22 protein-coding genes are annotated in these 18,202 nt (G+C 66.5%); 9 read left to right on the top strand and 13 right to left on the bottom strand.

Annotated elements, in window-relative coordinates; genetic code table 11:
* Window positions 1-38: 38 nt before the first annotated feature.
* From rplI to U1E69_RS08795, 4 genes are all read right to left on the bottom strand, one after another.
* On the bottom strand, window positions 39-623 hold the full coding sequence (gene rplI / locus U1E69_RS08810; RefSeq protein ID WP_305569712.1) for a 50S ribosomal protein L9: 585 nt from the start codon (window positions 621-623) through the stop codon (window positions 39-41).
* Between the two features lie 13 nt (window positions 624-636).
* Entirely contained in the window at window positions 637-864 is a 228-nt protein-coding gene (rpsR, locus tag U1E69_RS08805) for a 30S ribosomal protein S18 (RefSeq protein WP_103256213.1), read from the bottom strand.
* A gap of 20 nt (window positions 865-884) precedes the next feature.
* The gene (rpsF, locus tag U1E69_RS08800; protein WP_322244025.1) at window positions 885-1,340 is read right to left on the bottom strand and encodes a 30S ribosomal protein S6; all 456 of its coding nucleotides are present in this window, start codon (window positions 1,338-1,340) and stop codon (window positions 885-887) included.
* 138 nt (window positions 1,341-1,478) lie between these two features.
* Complete coding sequence (locus tag U1E69_RS08795; RefSeq protein WP_322244024.1) at window positions 1,479-2,108, bottom strand: TetR/AcrR family transcriptional regulator; 630 nt, start codon at window positions 2,106-2,108, stop codon at window positions 1,479-1,481.
* Between the two features lie 117 nt (window positions 2,109-2,225).
* Between U1E69_RS08795 and U1E69_RS08790 the strand changes: the two genes are divergently transcribed.
* Entirely contained in the window at window positions 2,226-2,903 is a 678-nt protein-coding gene (locus U1E69_RS08790; protein WP_322244023.1) for a PspA/IM30 family protein, read from the top strand.
* 39 nt (window positions 2,904-2,942) lie between these two features.
* Window positions 2,943-3,227: a YiaA/YiaB family inner membrane protein gene (locus tag U1E69_RS08785; protein ID WP_295079425.1), complete on the top strand. Its 285-nt coding sequence runs from the start codon at window positions 2,943-2,945 to the stop codon at window positions 3,225-3,227.
* 54 nt (window positions 3,228-3,281) lie between these two features.
* On the opposite strand, the gene U1E69_RS08780 is transcribed toward U1E69_RS08785, so the two are convergent.
* Together U1E69_RS08780 and U1E69_RS08775 are read right to left on the bottom strand one after the other, a co-directional pair.
* Entirely contained in the window at window positions 3,282-3,701 is a 420-nt protein-coding gene (locus tag U1E69_RS08780) for a PACE efflux transporter (protein ID WP_322244022.1), read from the bottom strand.
* Window positions 3,698-4,285, bottom strand: a complete 588-nt coding sequence (locus U1E69_RS08775) for a flavin reductase family protein (RefSeq protein WP_322244021.1) — start codon at window positions 4,283-4,285, stop codon at window positions 3,698-3,700. Before U1E69_RS08775 ends, U1E69_RS08780 begins: the two co-directional genes overlap by 4 nt.
* Window positions 4,286-4,426: 141 nt before the next feature.
* Between U1E69_RS08775 and U1E69_RS08770 the strand changes: the two genes are divergently transcribed.
* The 3 genes from U1E69_RS08770 (at window position 4,427) to U1E69_RS08760 (ending at window position 7,308) form a co-directional block, all read left to right on the top strand.
* Window positions 4,427-4,912 carry an N-acetyltransferase gene (locus U1E69_RS08770; RefSeq protein WP_322244020.1) on the top strand — a complete coding sequence of 162 codons (486 nt, stop codon included), beginning with the start codon at window positions 4,427-4,429 and terminating at the stop codon, window positions 4,910-4,912.
* Window positions 4,913-5,008: 96 nt separating this feature from the next.
* The gene (locus U1E69_RS08765; protein WP_322244018.1) at window positions 5,009-5,755 is read left to right on the top strand and encodes an EcsC family protein; all 747 of its coding nucleotides are present in this window, start codon (window positions 5,009-5,011) and stop codon (window positions 5,753-5,755) included.
* Window positions 5,756-5,835: 80 nt separating this feature from the next.
* Window positions 5,836-7,308 carry an AMP-binding protein gene (locus U1E69_RS08760; RefSeq protein WP_322244017.1) on the top strand — a complete coding sequence of 491 codons (1,473 nt, stop codon included), beginning with the start codon at window positions 5,836-5,838 and terminating at the stop codon, window positions 7,306-7,308.
* Window positions 7,309-7,564: 256 nt separating this feature from the next.
* On the opposite strand, the gene U1E69_RS08755 is transcribed toward U1E69_RS08760, so the two are convergent.
* On the bottom strand, window positions 7,565-7,714 hold the full coding sequence (locus tag U1E69_RS08755) for a hypothetical protein (RefSeq protein WP_322244016.1): 150 nt from the start codon (window positions 7,712-7,714) through the stop codon (window positions 7,565-7,567).
* A gap of 112 nt (window positions 7,715-7,826) precedes the next feature.
* On the opposite strand from U1E69_RS08755, the gene U1E69_RS08750 reads away from it, so the two are divergent.
* Window positions 7,827-9,074, top strand: a complete 1,248-nt coding sequence (locus U1E69_RS08750; RefSeq protein ID WP_322244015.1) for a PqqD family peptide modification chaperone — start codon at window positions 7,827-7,829, stop codon at window positions 9,072-9,074.
* Window positions 9,075-9,199: 125 nt separating this feature from the next.
* Here U1E69_RS08750 and U1E69_RS08745 read toward each other — a convergent pair whose 3' ends face one another.
* From U1E69_RS08745 to ptsP, 3 genes are all read right to left on the bottom strand, one after another.
* The gene (locus U1E69_RS08745) at window positions 9,200-9,559 is read right to left on the bottom strand and encodes a peptidoglycan-binding domain-containing protein (RefSeq protein ID WP_322244014.1); all 360 of its coding nucleotides are present in this window, start codon (window positions 9,557-9,559) and stop codon (window positions 9,200-9,202) included.
* A gap of 25 nt (window positions 9,560-9,584) precedes the next feature.
* The gene (locus tag U1E69_RS08740; protein ID WP_322244013.1) at window positions 9,585-10,151 is read right to left on the bottom strand and encodes a hypothetical protein; all 567 of its coding nucleotides are present in this window, start codon (window positions 10,149-10,151) and stop codon (window positions 9,585-9,587) included.
* Between the two features lie 186 nt (window positions 10,152-10,337).
* Window positions 10,338-12,581, bottom strand: a complete 2,244-nt coding sequence (gene ptsP / locus U1E69_RS08735; RefSeq protein WP_322244012.1) for a phosphoenolpyruvate--protein phosphotransferase — start codon at window positions 12,579-12,581, stop codon at window positions 10,338-10,340.
* A 169-nt stretch (window positions 12,582-12,750) separates the two neighbouring features.
* Here ptsP and U1E69_RS08730 point away from each other — a divergent pair, with 169 nt between their 5' ends.
* Entirely contained in the window at window positions 12,751-13,650 is a 900-nt protein-coding gene (locus U1E69_RS08730) for an NAD(P)/FAD-dependent oxidoreductase (protein ID WP_322244011.1), read from the top strand.
* A gap of 44 nt (window positions 13,651-13,694) precedes the next feature.
* Here the strand turns inward: U1E69_RS08730 and U1E69_RS08725 are convergent, their stop codons facing one another.
* The 3 genes from U1E69_RS08725 to purD form a co-directional block, all read right to left on the bottom strand.
* On the bottom strand, window positions 13,695-14,951 hold the full coding sequence (locus tag U1E69_RS08725) for an aspartate kinase (protein WP_322244009.1): 1,257 nt from the start codon (window positions 14,949-14,951) through the stop codon (window positions 13,695-13,697).
* A 75-nt stretch (window positions 14,952-15,026) separates the two neighbouring features.
* A complete protein-coding gene (locus U1E69_RS08720; RefSeq protein ID WP_322244008.1) occupies window positions 15,027-15,905 on the bottom strand; it encodes a bestrophin family protein in 879 nt (292 codons plus the stop codon).
* Entirely contained in the window at window positions 15,902-17,167 is a 1,266-nt protein-coding gene (gene purD / locus U1E69_RS08715) for a phosphoribosylamine--glycine ligase (protein ID WP_322244007.1), read from the bottom strand. The genes U1E69_RS08720 and purD overlap by 4 nt, the downstream gene beginning before the upstream one ends.
* Before the next feature lie 64 nt (window positions 17,168-17,231).
* On the opposite strand from purD, the gene U1E69_RS08710 reads away from it, so the two are divergent.
* Window positions 17,232-17,504, top strand: coding sequence for a hypothetical protein (locus U1E69_RS08710; RefSeq protein WP_322244006.1), 273 nt, complete (start codon window positions 17,232-17,234; stop codon window positions 17,502-17,504).
* Between the two features lie 92 nt (window positions 17,505-17,596).
* Complete coding sequence (locus U1E69_RS08705; RefSeq protein WP_322244005.1) at window positions 17,597-18,157, top strand: type 1 glutamine amidotransferase domain-containing protein; 561 nt, start codon at window positions 17,597-17,599, stop codon at window positions 18,155-18,157.
* Window positions 18,158-18,202 lie beyond the last annotated feature (45 nt).

Here is an 18,202-nt window from a genome sequence, read left to right as displayed (position 1 = left end):
GTTGCCCCGCGCGGTCTGGAGGGTCTGACTGATCTTGATCAGTCGCGGGTCAGGTCTTCGCCGTCCTGGGCTGCGCCCATTTCGTCGAACAGTTCCGCAATCTCGAATTCCGCGGCGGCTTCGGCCTCGGCGGCGAGTTCCTGGATCGACTTGCCCGAGGCTTGCAGCTCGGACTCTTCGATCGAGCGGGCGACGTTCAGCTTGATCTTGACCACGACTTCGGGGTGCAGGACGGCCGACACGGTGTGGATGCCGAGGTCCTTGATCGGGCGGTCAAGCACGATCTGGCCACGGTTCACGGTGAAGCCGGCAGCGGTTGCAGCCTCGGCGGCGTCACGGGTGGTGACGGAGCCGTAAAGCGCGCCCGCGTCGGAGGCCGAACGGATCACGACGAACATCTGACCGTCGAGCTTTTCGCCAACGGCGGCTGCTTCCTTGCGGGTCTCGAGGTTCGTTGCTTCAAGCTGGGCTTTCTTGGCTTCGAACGACTTGATGTTGCCGTCGTTGGCGCGGAGAGCCTTGCCCTGCGGCAGGAGGTAGTTGCGCGCGTAGCCGTCCTTGACGTTGACGACTTCGCCCATCTGGCCAAGCTTGGCCACGCGTTCCAGAAGGATCACTTGCATGGTCTGGTGCTCCTTATTTCACGGCATAGGGCAGCAGGGCCAGGAAGCGGGCGCGCTTGATGGCCTGGGCCAGTTCACGCTGCTTCTTCGCCGAGACTGCGGTGATGCGGGACGGAACGATCTTGCCGCGCTCAGAGATGTAGCGCTGCAGCAGACGCGTGTCCTTGTAGTCGATCGCCGGAGCGTTGTCGCCCGAGAAGGGGCAAACCTTGCGGCGGCGGAAAAACGGTTTGTTCGCCATGTTGTGTGTCCTTTCTCAGATCAACGACGCGGAGCGCCAAACGACGGGCGGTCGCCACGGTCGCCGCCACGGTCGGGACGGTCACCACCGAAGCTGGGCCGTTCGCGACGTTCGCCGCCAAAGCCACCACGGTCGCCACGCTCTTCACGCTCGTCGCGCTTCTGCATCTGGACCGACACGCCCTCGGTGTGCTTGTCGACCTTGATGGTCAGAACGCGCATGACGTCGTCATGCAGGCGCATCAGGCGTTCCATTTCCTGAACGGCCGACGCAGGCGCGTCCGACTTCAGGAAGGCATAGTGGCCCTTGCGGTTCTTGTTGATCTTGTAGGCCATCGTCTTGACGCCCCAGTACTCGTTCTCAACGACTTTGCCGCCGTTGTCCGAGAGGACGGTCGAGAAGTGTTCGATAAGGCCTTCAGCTTGCGCGTTGGACAGGTCCTGGCGCGCGATGAAGACATGCTCATACAGAGGCATGCAGACTTCCTTCGTTTCAGGGCGGCTTCATAGGACGGGCAAAGACCCTTTCCGCAGCCCGTCCACGAGAGGCATCGCCGGTTCATGGATAAGCGGAAAGATGGGGCCTTATACAGATTGCCACCTTGGGCGCAAGGCTTATCGGGGTGCGTCCCCGCCTTGCATCGCGCCCGCGCGCGCGACTTTGGCGCCAAGAACCAGCGCTCCGACAAGGGCTGCCACTTCCTGCCGCAGAAGCGGTTCGGGAACGCCCACCAGACGCCCTTGCAGTGCCAGATGGACCACGCCATGCACGGCCCCGAACAGGGTCCGGACGCGCAGGTGGATTTCCTCGACCGGCAGGTCGGGGCGGAGATTTTGCAGCGGTGCGCCGATGCGGGCGATCAGCACCTCATGTTCTTGCCGGTGCCAGTCGGGCATTGCGGCCCCCTCGGGCAGGCGGTGTTCGAACAGCGCCGACCAGAGCCGACGGTTTTCCAGCGCGAAAACGGCATAGGCGTCGGCCAGGGCAAGCGTCACCGCCTCGGGGCTGCCTGCGGCGGAGGCGGGGGCCAAGGCATCTCCAAGACGCTCAAGCGTGCGGGAATTGACCCGCATTACCAGTTCGTCGAGGTCGGCCACGGCGTTGTAGATCGCCCCCAGCGCGCACCCCGCCCGCTGGGTCACGTCGCGCGCTTTCAGCCCAAGGAGCCCCTTTTCAAGAATCTCGGCTTCGGCAGCGGCGATCAGGCGGGTCCGAAGGTCGGTCTTGCGGTCGGTTTCCTGCATGTGGCGGGCCTTTGGGGTTGTGACGCTACGTTAATTGAACGGCGTTCAAAGGGTGGCTTGAACAGCGTTCACAATTCCTGCAACGTGTGAACACTGTTCATACACCCGGAGACATCGATGTTCAACACCATCATCACACTGGTTCGGGGTCGCAGCCATGATGCCGCCCAGGCGCTGGAAGACGCCAACGCGCTGTCGATCCTGCGCCAGCAGTTGCGCGATGCGGCGGCTGGGGTCGAGGCGGCACGGCGGTCAGTCGCGGTCGTCATGGCCTATGCCGAGCGTGAGCGGAAATCCCTGCCGCGCATCCACGCCCAGATCGCCGATCTGGAGGGCAGGGCGATTGCCGCCCTGGCGCAGGGGCGTGAGGATCTGGCGACCGAAGCGGCCTCGGCCATCGCACAGCTTGAAGCCGAGCGGACCACGACCGAGACGGCACTGGCGACCTACGAAATGGAGATCGCACGCCTGCGCGACGAACTAGGCGGCGCGGAACTGCGGCTGCGCGATCTGAAGCGCGGGTTGCAGCTGGCAGATGCGGCGCAGAAGTCGCAGACGGTGCGCGGTGTCGTCAGCCGCCCCGTCACGGCCTCGCTGGCCGAGGCCGAAGCGACGCTGTCGCGCCTGCAATCACGCCAGCTGCACGCCGAGGCGACCGCCCTTGCGATCGTGGACCTGTCTGCCGGCCAGTCCGCCGAAGCGATCTCGGCCCGGCTGGCGGCGGCGGGCTGTGGCCCCTCGATCCGCCCTGATGCTGCGGCCGTTCTGGAGCGGCTGAAGCAGAAATCCAACTGAACCCCTGAACCGACCTCACCTTAGAGAAGGACACTGGAAATGAGCGATATCATGCAACCGACGATCCGCACCTCGCAGGCCTACACGATGTTCAGCTACGTCAACTTCGCGGTGGCCGCCGTGATGATGGCGGGCGGCGTCTACTTTCTGGAAGCCAGCTTTGCCGCCAAGGGCTTTTACGCAATGGCCGCGCTGATGCTGGTGTCATCCACCGTGGGCATCACCAAGGCGGTGCGCGACAAGGAAGAATCCGACCGCCTGCACAACAAGCTGGAGGAAGCCCGGACCGAGCGTCTTCTGGCCGAGGTGTCGCGCGACCGCTGATCGTTTCTGCAAAGCATCAGCCGGGGCCGCACAAGGCCCCGGTTTTCCTGTGACCTACCGGGCCGAGGCGGGCAGGCCGAAGATGCGGTCGAAGGCCCAGGTGAAGAGGTAGGTGTAGACGATGAAGACGGCGATCAGCCCGGCTTCGTAGACCAGCGCCTGAAGGTAGCCGACCTGCAGCCACCAGGCCATGACCGGGATGCAGATCAGGACGAGGCCGCCCTCGAACAGCAGCGCATGGGCGGTGCGACGGCGGAAGGAGCGGCCCTTGACCGGCTGCCGCGCCTCCGAGGCCTCGAAGATGGTGTTGAAGGCAACGCTCCAGCACAAGGCTATGGTCGCGGTGAGGATCGCCAGCGCCAGCGAGGAGCCGGCGCTGGCGTTGGACACGATCCAGAGATAGGCCGATGCGACCAGCGTCCCCAGTGCCTCAAACGTGACGGCATAGACGATCTTGCGGCGGGTGGGGGTCATCCCTTGGCGGGGTCTTTCGGGCGGCGCAACTCGCGGACTTCGCGGACAAAGGTGTAGTCGTGATAGCCCAGCCGCGCCGCCGGATGGTAGCGCGACGGGTCAAGCCGCCCGTCCACCAGACAGTCGTCGCGAAGATGGATGCCCACAACCTCGCCCAGCATCAGCTTTTCCGGGCCGATCAGATCCACCAGCTTGACCACCCGGCATTCCAGAGTGGCGGGGGCGTCGGCCACACGCGGGCAGTCGATGGCGACACATTCGGCCTTGGCTACCCCTGCGGCCAGAAACTCATCCGTCCCGCGCGGGTAGCGGGCCGAGGTGGCGTTCATCGCCTCCAGCGCCACTTCGGCCACGATGTTCACGGCGAAGACGCCACTTTCCATCGCGTTGACCATGCTGTCGCGGTAGTCGCCGGAAAACATCACCTGCGGCGGTGTGTAGCCCACGGCGTTGAAGAAGGAATAGGGTGCCAGGTTGTCGCCCGTGCTGGCGCGGGTCGAAATCCAGCCGATGGGCCGGGGCGAGACGATGGCCGAGAAGGGGCTGTGCGGCAGCCCGTGGCCCTCGGCAGGTCGGTAGAACATGGTCGGGGTCCGTTTCACAAATTGCCCGTTGGCAAATTGAACGTGACACTGCGCCATGTTACGGCGCGATTCCAGTGGTTTCGGGCCGGTGATTTTCGGCCAGCGGAATCGGCCAGGCACTTCGGGTGGGATCGTCAGCGCGTGTACAAGCTTGAGGAAGAGACCGAGGATGACTGGTGGGAGGTGGAGGCCCTCTATGACCTCTGTTTTGCCCCCGGCCGCACGGCTTTGTCCTCGTACCGACTGCGCGATGGGGTGCCCACGGTTGCCCCCCTGTGCCTTACGCTGCGCGACGACAGCGGTGCCTTGGCGGCAGTCATCCGCTACTGGCCCGCGCTGATCGGCGAGCAGGACATCCTGCTGCTGGGACCCATCGCCGTCCACCCGACGCACCAGGGCGAAGGTCTGGGCGCGCTTTTGATCAACGAAAGCCTGGCCGAGGCGCGGCGTCTGGGCTGGGAACGGGTGATGCTGGTCGGGGACGCGCCCTATTACAGCCGCTTCGGCTTTCGCAAGCTGGAGGGGGTCGACATGCCGCCGCCGACAAACCCCGACCGCATCCTGGGGCTGGAGCTGAAGGCCGGGGCCTGGCAGGGCGTGACCGGCATGGTCACCAAGGCGACCTGAGCCGCCCGCTTTACCGTTCCCGTTTTCCGATTGCCCCGCTTCACCATTGCCCCGCTTCACCATTGCACGGGGGACAAGCGGCCCCATATCAAACGGATGGACCAGACACTGCCCGCTCCCCCCGACCTTTCCGCCCAGGTGGCTGACCTTGCCCGGCGCTACAAGCGTGCCAACGGCCCGGTGATCCGCCTGGTCAACCGGCTGGGCGGCAGCCTGGAAAACCAGCTTTCCGCCTTGCCCGACGGATTTCGCGCCCAGATCGAGCGACTGACCGCGCAGGCGCTGGAGACGTCCTACGGCCTCGCTTCCCGCGCGCCGGACATGGGTCAGCGCACGCCGATGGTGGCCGCAATGGCGGCGGGTGCGGCGGGCGGGGCCGGAGGGCTGGCCACGTCCCTGGCCGAGCTTCCGGTGACGGTGACGCTGTTTCTGAACACCATTCGCAGCGTGGCGCGCGAGTCGGGTCTTGACCCCGACGAAGACTGGGTGCGCGCGGAATGTCTGCAGGTCTTTGCCGCCGGCAGCCCCCTGGCGCAAGATGACGGGGTGAACACCTCTTTCGTCGCCTCACGGCTGGCGCTGTCGGGATCGGCCGTACAAAGCCTGATCACCAGTATCGCGCCGAAGCTGGCGGCGGTCCTGGGGCAGAAGCTTGCCGCCCAGGCAGTGCCGATCCTGGGGGCTGTCTCTGGGGCGGCTCTGAACGCGGCCTTCCTGTCCTATTACCGCGAAGTTGCCCGCGTGCGGTTCGAGCTGGTTAGGCTTGGCCAGATGCACGGGGCCGATGCGGTCGAAGCCGAGTTTCGTATCGCGGTGACGCCCCCCAAGGTGATCAAGGTCTGATCGGGGCCTGATCGGGGCCTGATCCGGTTGCGGTCCACCCCGGCCCTTGGGTAAATGCCCCAAAGCAGGGGGAAAGCGGCATGAGCACCGACGTCATCGCACGGCTGAAGCAGATGGCCACCGATCCAGGCAGGGTCTGGCTGGTGGGCGGCCCGACCTATGGCGAGTTGCTGGCGCGGACCGGGCAACTGGCGAACGCGCTGATCTCGCTTGGTCTGCGGAAGGGCGACCGGCTCTTGCTGCAGGCCGAAAAATGCGAGGCGGTGCTTTCCCTGTATCTGGCCTGCCTGCGGACGGGCGTGATCTTCCTGCCGGTGAACCCCGGCTACACCGTGGCCGAGACCGAGCATTTCCTGCGCGATGCCGAACCGGCGCTGGCGGTGACTGATCCGGGCCGGGTCGAGGGGCTGCAGGCCCTTGGTGCGCGGGTAATGGATTTGCCCACGCTGCTGGCGCAGGCCGAAGGACGGGGGGACGACTACGCCGATCCCGCGCACGGGCCGGATGATTTGGCGGCGATCCTCTATACTTCGGGCACGACGGGGCGGTCGAAGGGGGTGATGCTGACGCGGGAAAACCTGGCGTCGAACGCCGAAGCGCTGGTCGGGCTTTGGCGGTTCACGGAAACCGACGTCCTGCTGCACGCGCTGCCGGTCTTCCATACTCACGGGCTTTTCGTCGCGACGAACTGCGTCCTTTATTCCGGCGCGTCCATGATCTTCCAGCGCGCCTTCCAGCCCGCCGCCGTGCTGGCTGCGCTGCCGCAGGCGACAGTGATGATGGGCGTGCCGACCTTCTACACCCGTCTGCTGTCCGACCCAGGCCTCACGCGCGACGCCACTGCGCATGTGCGGCTGTTCATCTCGGGCTCGGCCCCCCTGTCGCCCGCCACCCATGCCGAATGGCAGGCCCGCACCGGCCACGCGATCCTGGAACGCTACGGGATGACCGAGACCAACATGATCACCTCGAACCCCTACGACGGCTTGCGTCGGGCGGGGACCGTGGGGATGCCTCTGCCAGGCGTCGCGGTGCGGATCACCGGGCCGGATGGCGAGGTCCTGCCACAGGGCGAGGCTGGGTCGATCGAGGTGCGCGGCCCGAACGTCTTCCAGGGCTATTGGCGACTGCCCGAAAAGACCGCCGAGGAGTTCCGGGATGGCTGGTTCATCACTGGCGACATGGGGGCCGTCGATGCGCAGGGCTACCTGTCGATCCTGGGCCGCGCAAAGGACCTGGTGATCTCGGGCGGGCTGAACGTCTATCCGGCCGAAGTCGAGGCAGCACTGGACGATCTGCCGGGGGTCGCGGCCTCGGCGGTGATCGGGGTCCCGCATCCCGACTTCGGCGAGGCGGTGGTGGCCTGCCTGGTGGCCGCACCGGGGGCGGCGCTGGCGGAAGAGCCGGTGCGTGTGGCCCTCCGCGACCGGTTGGCGGCGTTCAAGCTGCCAAAGCGGGTCCTGATTCTGGACGACCTTCCACGCAACGCGATGGGCAAGGTCCAGAAGGCCGAATTGCGACGTATATACAGCGCGCTCTTCCAGGGCGCCTGACATGCGGCTTGGGCCGTCGAAAGGCAGCAAGCCGCTTATACCTTGGGTTTAAATGGACCATTTAAACCCTGGGTGACTGGCCAATGCCATTTTCCTGCCGCAGTCCGGAGGAACGTGAAGGGGGCAGAAGACCCCTGGACCGGGACAGACGAGGGACACCTCCCAGCAAAAGGAAACGAACCATGAGCGAACCGAAGAACAGCATTTTCTCTCGCCGCAAGGCGCTTGGCCGGATCGGCGCCCTGGCGCTGGCGGCCTATGCGGCACCTGCGATGACCACCGTCAGCATGGCCCAGGCCAGCAGCGGCTCCAGTGGCTCCAGCGGCTCCAGCAGCCCCAGCCCGACCTCTGCGCCCAGCAAGACCTCCACGCCGACCTCGTCGTCGTCCAGCACGTCGCCCAGCACCTGCTCGGGCCCGACCGACGACGACGCCGGCTGCTCGAGCACCAGCCCGTAAGCGCGTGACGATCCCCTTCGGCGGCCTCTGCAAAGCCGAAGGGGAACCCAAGGAATGGCCATGCGGGATATCGTCTTTCAGGGTGTGACCGCCCCTTTGCGCCTGGAGGGGGCCGAAGCGGTGATCCACTTGCTGCAAGAGATTGCCGCAGGCTGGCCGTTCCGCCTGGCCCAAGCGGACCCGGCCGTGGTGCCATTCTTCACGATCCGCCAGATCGAGGGCGATGCCCGCCTGCGCTGTGAAAGCCACGTCGAGGACCGCCCGCCGCAGCTTTGGGACCCGGTGAATGCGGTCTGTGATGCTCTGGCCAGCCTTGCCGTCGCGTTGCCGCTGTCGGACCCGCGTCTCATCTGCCTGCACGCGGCGGGGGTCGCAATGTCGGGGCAGCTGGTGGTCTTCCCGAACATCCGGCGGGCTGGGAAAAGCACCCTGTCGGTCGCGCTGGCGCGGGCCGGGCATCGGGTCTTCAGCGACGATGTGGTGCCGCTGTCGTTTCCATCGGAAGGCCCGGCGGTCGCCCAGGCGCTGGGGATCGCCCCGCGACTGCGCCTGCCGCTGCCCGCCAGTCTTCCCGCCGATTTCCGCTCCTGGGCCGAGGCGGTGCCCGGGCCGCGGAACCGGCAGTACCACTACCTGCCGCTTTCCGATCAGCCCGCACATGGCGCGCGGCTGCCGGTGGGGGCCTTCGTCCTGCTGGACCGCCGCGACGCGCCGACCCCCGCCCTTCCTACCCCCACCCTTCTCACCCCGGTCCCACCCGATGCGGCGATGGACGCCCTACTGCACCAGAATTTCACCCGCGACCGGCATTCCGGGGCCGTGCTGGACGCGATGGCGGCGACTTTGTCGACGACGCCGGTCTGGCAACTGACCTACGCCGACCTGGACGACGCGGTGCGCTGCCTGGAGGAAGGGTTCGCGGGCCCGGCCGACCCCCTGCCGCCGGCGGGGTCCGAGCGACGGTTCACGCCTGCGGTGATGGACCACAAGGCCGACCCGGTCGGTGCGCTCATGTCCCAGCGGACGGGGTGTGTCGAGCGGTGGATCGGCGAGACGCTCTACCTTGCCGATCCCGAGGGGCGGGCGATCCAGCGGATGGACCCACTGGCGGCGGCGATCTGGGGGATGCTGGCAGAGCCCGTCTCGCCGGAGGAGCTGGAAGCGGCGTTGCGGGAAGCTTTTCCGGGCACCCCGCGCGAGAGGATCGCGGCGGACCTTTCCGCGCTGCTGGCTGGGTTGGCGGAGGCGGGTCTGCTGGGCGGCACAGAGGCTGGTCGTGGCGAAGTGTCCACGGTGGAAGATCCTTGAAGGTTGAATAAAGCCAATTACTTGGTTGCGGACGTTAAGGCTCTGGTACGGTTTGCCCGACAGCGGAATCCGGTGCAGAGGGTGCGGTGACCGCTGCTGACTGCACCGGATTGCGCGGAGGCTGCCTAGCCCCCTTCGCTTTCATCGCCTTCGCCCCACAGGTACTTGTCCAGGTCGCCAGCGGTCAGGGCTGCAAGGAAGCGCTCTGCATCGGCGCTAGATGACAGGTCGAACGTGACCTTGTTGTAGCTGTTGTCCTTGACGAAGCTGGCGGCATTCAGCAGACCGGCGTTGGTTCCGGCACCGAAAGCGCCGTCGATATTGCCCATATAGAAGCCCGCGGACGATAGCTTTTCCTGCGCCGTCCTGCGTTCCGAGGGCGACAGGCGCGCGAATGCGGCAGCCAGGGTGTCCTGTTCAGCGAAAGCCTGCGTTCCAACAGCAAGAACGGCTGGCAGCGACAGAAGAAGTGTACGACGATTCATTGCAGTCACCTGTGTGCAGAAGGGGTCAGTAGGAAACGGTTTCTTCAACCAGATCGCGGACTTGATCCGCAATCGACTCCATGAAGGCCTTGGCCTCCCGCTCTTGCGCGGGCTTGAAGTAGGCCAGGTCGAGCACAAGGCAGAGGCCTGCAACGAGGGCCAGCGGCAGGATCACATAGGCGCCGATCAACAGGGCGATTCCCAGGATGATGACCATCCCGACCAGCATCCCGATATTCCAGCCCATCGCAAAGTCGCCACCGCCAACGGCGACCGGGCCTGAACCCGCCCCAAGCAGGCGACCGACGAACCGGAATGCGGCCCCCAGAACCTTTGCCGGAATTGCGTTCAACTTCATGGCAAAAGGACGAAGCGAATGCAGGTCGCTGTCCAGCGCTTCCGAGAAATGGAAATGCCCGGCGTGGCGGTCGATCTTCAATCCGTTGCCATATTGCAGGCGCTTCCCGTTCCCATCGCGTCCAGCGTTGAGAACCAGGCTGGCGTCATCCGAAGCATTGGTGACCACGAAGTCGAAGGATGTCCCCTGGTATGCGGCGGTAAAGGTTCGGGGCAGTTTGGATCTGTCGAGCATGAACGGAAGGTCCTTGTGAAAACACGCAACCTGAACGTGATTCCAAGCCGTTCAGACAAAAGTAAGGCAACCCTGGGGCGCAATGCGGATCGTCGGGACAACTCAAGGCATAGCCCTGCAGATCCGCTGAGACGGTCTGATCAAAGGCATCGGGTGTCTGGCTGTGGCGAAGGCCGGGAAAGCTGGTCAGTCGTTCAGCGTCGCCAGCCAGTCCATCAGCATCGGGCGCGCGCTTTCCTCGCCTGCGGCACGGGCCCGGTCGATCACGGCGCGCGCTTCGGTCAGGTTCACGCGGCGCAGAAGCGCCTTGACCGGACCGACCGAGGCGGGGCGCATCGAGAGGCCGCGAAAGCCGATGGCGGCCAGGGCCAGCGCCTCGATCGGGCGTCCGGCATCCTCGCCGCAGAAGGACAGGGGCGTCGCGGTCTCGGCGCAGCGGGCGATGATCTGTTCCAGGAAGGCCAGGAACGAGAGGTTCAGCGTGTCGTAGCGGCGGCGCACCAGTTCGTTTTCGCGGTCGGCGGCGAAGAAGAACTGCTTGAGGTCATTGCCGCCGACGCTGATGAAGTCGGTCAGCTCGAAAAAGCTTTTCGGCGCGAAGGCAAGGGACGGCGTCTCCATCATCGCGCCGATCTCGATCCGGTCCGGGACCGGGTGGCCAAGGGATTTTTCCCGGTGCAACTCGCGCAGGACATGGCCACGGGCAGCCTGGAATTCGCTGAGTTCGGTGATGAGCGGGAACATGATGGTCAGCGGACGGCCATTGGCGGCGCGGATCAGCGCCTGGACCTGCATCCGCAGCACGCCGGGCTTGTCCAGGCCGACGCGCACCGCCCGCCAGCCCATCGCGGGGTTGGGTTCCTCGGGCGGCTTCATGTAGGGCAGGACCTTGTCCGACCCGATGTCAAGCGTGCGGAAGGCCACGCGCTTGCCTTTGGCCGCGTCCATCACGCGGGCGTAAAGGCGGGCGAGCTCGGCCCGCTGCGGCATCTTGGACCGGATCAGGAATTGCAGTTCGGTGCGGAAAAGGCCGACGCCATCCGCGCCCGAGCCTTCAAGGCTGGGCAGGTCGGCCATCAGGCCCGCGTTCATGTGCAGCGAAATTGTCGTGCCGCAGGTCGTGGTGGCGGGCAGATTGCGCAAGCTGGCGTAGCGCTTTTGCGCTTCGGCCTGCATGGCGATCTTGTCGCGGAAGGCGCGGGCGACGGTTTCCTCGGGGCGCAGGTGGACGATGCCCTGGTCGCCGTCGACAAGGATGTGGTCGCCGTTCAGCGCCTCGGCCACCAGGCGCTGGGCGTTGATCACCAAGGGGATCGCCAAAGCGCGGGCGACGATGGCGGCATGGGAGCCGACCGAGCCTTCCTCCAGCACCACGCCCTTCAGCTTGCGGCCGTATTCCAGCAGCTCGGCCGGGCCGATGTTGCGGGCGACGAGGACCGGGTTTTCCGGCATCTCGGCCCCGGTATCGCGGCCCTGGCCGGTCAGGATGCGCAAAAGGCGGTTTGACAGGTCATCCAGGTCCTGCAGCCGTTCGCGCAAGTACTGGTCCGGCACCTGCTCCATCCGGCTGCGGGCGGCGGATTGTTCCTTTTCGACAGCAGCCTCGGCCGAGAGGCCGCGCATGATGTCCTCTTCCATCCGGCGCAGCCAGCCGCGGGAATGGGCGAACATCCGGTAGGCTTCCAGGACCTGCTTCTGTTCCTTGTCCAGAGCTTGCGCTTCCAGAAGGTCGTCGATGGACACGCGCAGCTCGCCCACGGCATGCTTGATGCGGTCAATCTCGGTCAGCGGGTCGTCGGCGACGGGGTTGGTGATGACGACGCGGGGTTCGTGCAGCCAGACCCGGCCCTCGGCCGCACCCTCTTGCCCCGAGGTGGCGCGGAACATCACCGGCTGCTTGTGCAGCGCCCGCATCGCCCCGTCGCCCGAGGTGAAGGCGCCAAGCTCGGTCATCTCGGCCAGCACCATCGCCACGACGTCAAGGGCATAGACCTCGTCTTCCGAGAACTCGCGCGCGGTCTTGGACTGGACGACGAGCACGCCCAGCTTTTCGCCGACACGCTGGATCGGCACCCCAAGGAACGAGGAGAAAAGCTCCTCGCCCGTTTCCGGCATATAGCGGAAGCCCTTTTCCGACGGCGCGTCGGCGGTGTTCACTGGCTGGCCAAAGCGGGCGACGCGGCCGACAAGGCCTTCGCCCAGCTTCATGCGGGTCTGGTGGACGGCTTCCTTCTTCAACCCTTCGGTCGCGCAAAGCTCCAGCGTCTCGGGGTCGCGGAAAAGGTAGATCGAGCAGACCTCGGTCCCCATGCTGTCGGCAATAAGATGCGTGATGCTGTCCAGCCGGTCCTGGCCCTCGCCCGGGACGGAAAGGACGTCGCGCAGGCGGCGCAGAAGCTTGCGGCTTTCGCTTTCTGTGCGTTCGGGCATGGGGCGCGGGTCCTTCCGGGGTCTTCCCCTTTCTATAGGGGCCTGTTGCGCGGATGGAAACGGAATTGCGGCGGAAAGTCCGGGCGCGCGGCGCGGTGCCCGGCGATTGGGCAGGGGGAACCGCTTGCGGGCGCTGCGGTTTGGGGTGTGCGTTGGCAGGAGCAGACGGATGATCGAGGCGGATGTGGCAGTGGTGGGGGGCAGTTTCGCGGGGGTGTCGGCGGCGATCATGCTGGCGCGGGCGCGGCGGCGGGTGGTGATTATCGACGAGGGGGCGACGCGGAACCGCTTTGCCCATGCCTCGCACGGGTTTCTGGGGATGGATGGCGCGGCCCCCGAGGCGATCCGCGAAAAGGGGCTGGCCGAGGTGCTGGCCTATTCGACAGCGCGGCACGTCGCCGGGAGGGTGACGGCGATCCGCGGCTCGGTCGGCGCGTTCGTGCTGGAGGGGGCGGAAGAGATCCGGGCGGCGCGGGTGATTCTGGCCTTCGGGCAGCGCGACCGGTTGCCGGATATTCCGGGGCTGGCGGACTGCTGGGGCCGGACGGTGGCGCAGTGCCCCTATTGCCACGGCTATGAGCTGGCGGATCGCACAACCGGCCTCTTGGCCTGGGAGGCGATTCCGATGCACCACGCCGTGCACCTGTCGGATTGGACCGACGATCTGATCCTTTTGGAAAATGGTGTCGCAATGACCGCCGATCAGGCGGTGCAGCTGTCGCGTCCGGGCCTGCGGCGGCAGGCCGGGCGAGTGGTGCGGGTCCATCACATGCAAGGCGCGATCGACGCGGTCGAGCTGGAGGGTGGCGAACGGGTCGCGATGCGGGCGCTGTACCTGGTGAGCTGGCAGGAACCGGCCTCGGACCTGGCCGAGGCTTTGGGCTGCAAGATCGTGGAGACGCCGATGGGCCGGCATCTGCAGGTGGACGACCACCAGCGGACCACGGTGCCGGGCGTTTTCGCGGCGGGGGACCTCGCGCGGCCCTTTCCGTCAGCCACGCAAGCGGCATCGACAGGCAACCGGGCGGGCGCCGCCTGCCATCAGGATTTGCTGGGGATATTGGAGTGAGGGGGTAGGGTGGGCGATACCGCCCACCCTACCAACCTGCGAGATCAGGCCTTGTCCAGCTCGAACGTGTCGTGCAGCGCCTGGACGGCAAGCTCCATGTACTTGCGGTCGATCAGCACGCTGATCTTGATCTCGGACGTGGTGATGACCTTGATGTTCACGTTCTCGGCCGCCAGCGCCGCGAACATGCGGGCGGCGACGCCGACCTGGCTGCGCATGCCGATGCCGACGACCGACACCTTGGCGACGTCGCTGTCGGTCACAAGGGTGGTGTAGACGAACTTGCCCTCGGCCGAGGCATCCTCGATGGCCTTCTTCGCACGCTCGACCTGGTTCGTGGGCAGGCTGAAGGTCATGTCGGTATGGGCGCGCTTGTCGGTCGGGTCGTCCTGCTCGCTGATGTTCTGGACGATCATGTCGACGTTCACGCCCGCATCGGCCAGCGTGCCGAAGATCGCGGCGGCGACGCCGGGGCGGTCTTCGACCTTCAGAAGGGTCATCTTCGCTTCGTCGCGGGAATAGGCGACGCCGGACACAACTTTCGATTCCATGATTTCATCCTCGTCGCAGACCAGGGTTCCAGAGGTCTCGTCGACCTCCTCAAAAGACGACACCACCCGCAGGCGGACCTTGTAGCGCATCGCCAGTTCGACGGACCGCGTCTGCAGGACCTTGGCACCAAGCGAGGCCAGCTCAAGCATCTCCTCGAAGGCGATCTTGTCCAGCTTGCGCGCCTTGGGGCTGATGCGGGGGTCAGTGGTGTAGACGCCATCGACGTCGGTGTAGATGTCGCAGCGTTCCGCGCCGAACGCGGCGGCGAAGGCGACGGCGGTGGTGTCGGACCCGCCCCGGCCGAGGGTGGTGATCCGGCCCTCGGCGCTGACGCCCTGGAAACCGGCCACGACCATGACCTTGAAGCCTTCGGCGAACTTGGCGTCGATGTTATCGCGCGGGATCGAGACAAAGCGCGCCTGACCGTGCGCGCTGGTCGTGTTGATCGGCACCTGCCAGCCTTGCCAGCTGCGCGCCGGGACGCCCATTTCCTGCAGGCGCAGCGCCATCAGACCGGCGGTCACATTCTCGCCCGAGGACACCACGGCGTCATATTCGCGCGCGTCGTACAGCTTGGAGGTCTGTTCGACCCAGCCGACCATCTCGTTGGTCTTGCCGGACATCGCGCTGACGATGACGATCACATCATAGCCGCGCTCGACCTCGGCCTGCACCTTTTTGGCGGCATTCTCGATCCGGGCGAGGTCCGCCACGGAGGTTCCGCCGAATTTCATCACCAGAAGCGGCATCCGCGCCTCCCCCTTGGGCGTTCAAAACGGGGGCTTCTTATGCGGGGGGGGAACCGGGCGCAAGGGGCGGCACCGTCAGTCCAGCCGGTAGTCCACGGGCTGTAGCGGCGGAGGCGCAACCTCACCCAGATGGGGGGCAAGCGAGATTTCCGCCGTGCGGCAGATCGCGTCCAGGGGCAGCGCGTTGGCGGTCAGGCCGAAGGGGTGGGCGAGTTCCTCGGTCACCTCGGCGAGGCCGAAGAAGGTGTAGGCGACGATCACCGCGAAGAGGGGGGTCAGCCAGCCGGTCGGCTCCAGCAAGGCGAAGGGGAGGAGGAGGCAGTAAAGCCAGCTCGTGCGGAAGATCAGCAGGGAATAGACGTAGGGCAGCGGGGTCAGCTTGATCCTTTCGCACCCGGCCTGGGCCAGGGCGATGCCCGACAGGCGGGTGGAGAGGGTGCGCGCGCCGAAGCCGTCCATGCGGCCGTGACGCAGGACCTTTGCAAGGTGCGCGCCCATCGCGTCCAGCGTCGCGTCGGGGGTTGGTGAGGCGGGGGCGTCGCGAAGCGCGGCTGCGTCGTTCGGCAGGCCGCGCAGGGCGCAGCGGTGCTGGTGCAAAAAGGCGCGCATCGCGGTCAGGAGTGTGCGGCGGTCCTGCGGGTCGGACAGGAACAACTCCGCCTCACGGGCGATGCTCCGGGCGTCGGCGAGGAGGCCACCCCAAAGCCGCCGCGCCTCCCACCAGCGGTCATAGGCGGCGTTGTTGCGAAAGCCGAGGAACAGCGACAGCGCGACGCCGAAGACGGCGAGGGGGGCGGCCTGGACATGGGGCAGGGTCAGGACATGGCGGTCGATGGCGACGATGGCCGAGGAGAAGAGGGCGACAAACAGGAGTTGCGGCGCGATGTGCGGCAGGACCGAGCCGCGGACGGCAAAGAGAAGTGCAAGGATGCCCGGCTTGTCGCGGAGGATCATTTCAAGGCGCGCCAGCCGATGTCGGACCGGCAGAAGCCACCCGGCCAGTCGATGCGGTCGACCAGCGCATAGGCGGCGTCGCGGGCCTCGCGCAGCGTGCTGGCCCGTGCAGTGACGTTCAGCACGCGGCCCCCCGTGGCGACGATCTGGGCATCGCGCTGGGCGGTTCCGGCATGGAAGACCATGTGACGGCTGTCTTCGGGCAACTCCTCCAGGCCCCGGATCTGGCTGCCCTTGAGGTAGCCGCCGGGATAGCCCTGCGCGGCCATGACCACGGTCAGGGCGTGGTCGTCGGCCCAGTTGACCCGGACCTGATCCAGTCGCGCCTCGGCGGTGGCCAGAAGAAGGTCCAGCGCTTGCGCGCCAAGCCGCATCATCAGCACCTGACATTCCGGGTCGCCGAAGCGGGCGTTGTATTCGACAAGGCGCGCTTTGCCGTTTTCGATCATGAGCCCGGCATAGAGGACCCCCTGATAGGGCGTGCCGCGCCGGGCCATTTCGCGGATGGTGGGCAGGACGATCTGGTCCATCGCCTGCTGCTGCAACGCATCGGTCAGGACCGGGGCGGGCGAATAGGCCCCCATGCCGCCGGTGTTCGGGCCGGTGTCGCCGTCGCCGACGCGCTTGTGGTCCTGGGCGGTGCCGATGGGCAGGGCGTGGGTGCCATCGGTCAGGATGAAGAAGCTGGCCTCTTCCCCCGTCATGAATTCCTCGATCACCACTTCCGCACCTGCCGCGCCGAACTCGCCGCCGAACATGTCGTCGATGGCGGCAAGGGCTTCGGCCTCGGTCATGGCGACGATGACGCCCTTGCCAGCGGCCAGGCCATCCGCCTTGACGACGATGGGCGCACCCTGGGCGCGGATATGGGCGCGGGCCGGGGCGGCTTCGGTGAAGCGGGCGTAAGCGGCGGTGGGCGCGGCGCAGGCGTCGCAGATTTCCTTGGTGAAGGCCTTCGACGCCTCCAGCCTTGCCGCGGCGGCAGAGGGGCCAAAGGTCAGAAGGCCCGCTTCCCGGCAGGCGTCGGCGACCCCGGCGGCCAAGGGGGCCTCGGGGCCGACGATCACGAAGTCGATGGCGTTCTCCTCGCAGAAGGTGACCACCGCAGCCCCGTCAAGGATGTCGATGGAGGCCACCTCGGCCAGCATGGCGATGCCCGCATTGCCGGGGGCCACGATCAGCCGGTCGCATTTGGGGTTCTGCTTCACCGCCCAGGCCAGGGCATGTTCGCGACCACCGGAACCCAGGATCAGGATGTTCATGGCCGCGCCCCCGCTTGGAAATCTGTTGCCTGCGTCATAGGGTCAGCCGTGCAGGGAGGCAAGCATGGACCCGGACGCAGGCCTTGGGATCGGACAGGAGAGTTCGTCAGGCGCAGCGCGCAAGCCCCGGCCCTCGGTCTTGGTGCGGGGGCTGGAGGTGGCGGGGCTTGGGCTGGTGATCTACGGGCTGGCGACCTCTCGCGTGTGGCTGGCCGCGCTGGGCGGAGCGGTGATCCTGGGAAGCTATGCGCTGTATCGCCGGACGCATGGCCCGGCCCCGGACCGCGGACCCGGCCCTGGCGCTGACGGCCCGGATGCCGACGGCGGGGGCGACTAAGCGCCGACGCAACGCCGCGTCTTTGTGCCAGCGGAACCCGGCCGCAGGTTTGACGTTGGCTGCGGGACACTCCCTTGCAACAGGAACATCCCATGCAAAGCATTCAGGGCAAACGCATTGCCATTCTCTCGACTCACGGGTTCGAACAATCCGAACTTGAGGTGCCGCTGGAGGAACTTCGCGCCGCCGGGGCCGAGGTTCATGTCATCGCGCCCGAAGCGGGCGAGATCAAGGGCTGGCAGGGCAAGGACTGGGGCAACGCGGTGCCGGTCGATGCGGTCCTGTCGGAAGTCGATGCCTCGGCCTACGACGCGCTGGTCCTGCCGGGCGGCCAGATGAACCCTGACCTCTTGCGCGCCGAACCCGAGGCGATTGCCTTCATCCGGTCGTTCTGGACGGCCGGCAAGGTGATCGGCGCGATCTGCCACGCCCCCTGGCTTTTGATCGAAGCGGGCATCGCCGACGGTCGCCGGATGACGTCCTACGGGTCGATCAAGACCGACGTCAAGAACGCCGGGGCCGACTGGATCGACGCCGAGGTGGTGACGGACCAGGGTCTTGTCACCAGCCGCAAGCCTGAGGATCTGCCTGCCTTCTGCGCCAAGCTGGTCGAAGAAATCGCCGAAGGCACCCACCAGCGCGCGGCGGCGTGACGCCAACCCGATTCCGGCGCTTCATCTTCGCGCCGGGATCGGGCA

The sequence above is a fragment of the Tabrizicola sp. genome (assembly GCF_034366665.1).
Lineage (GTDB): Bacteria > Pseudomonadota > Alphaproteobacteria > Rhodobacterales > Rhodobacteraceae > Tabrizicola.
Note: the sequence above shows the minus strand (reverse complement) of the source record. Positions and strands in the feature narration are given on the sequence as shown.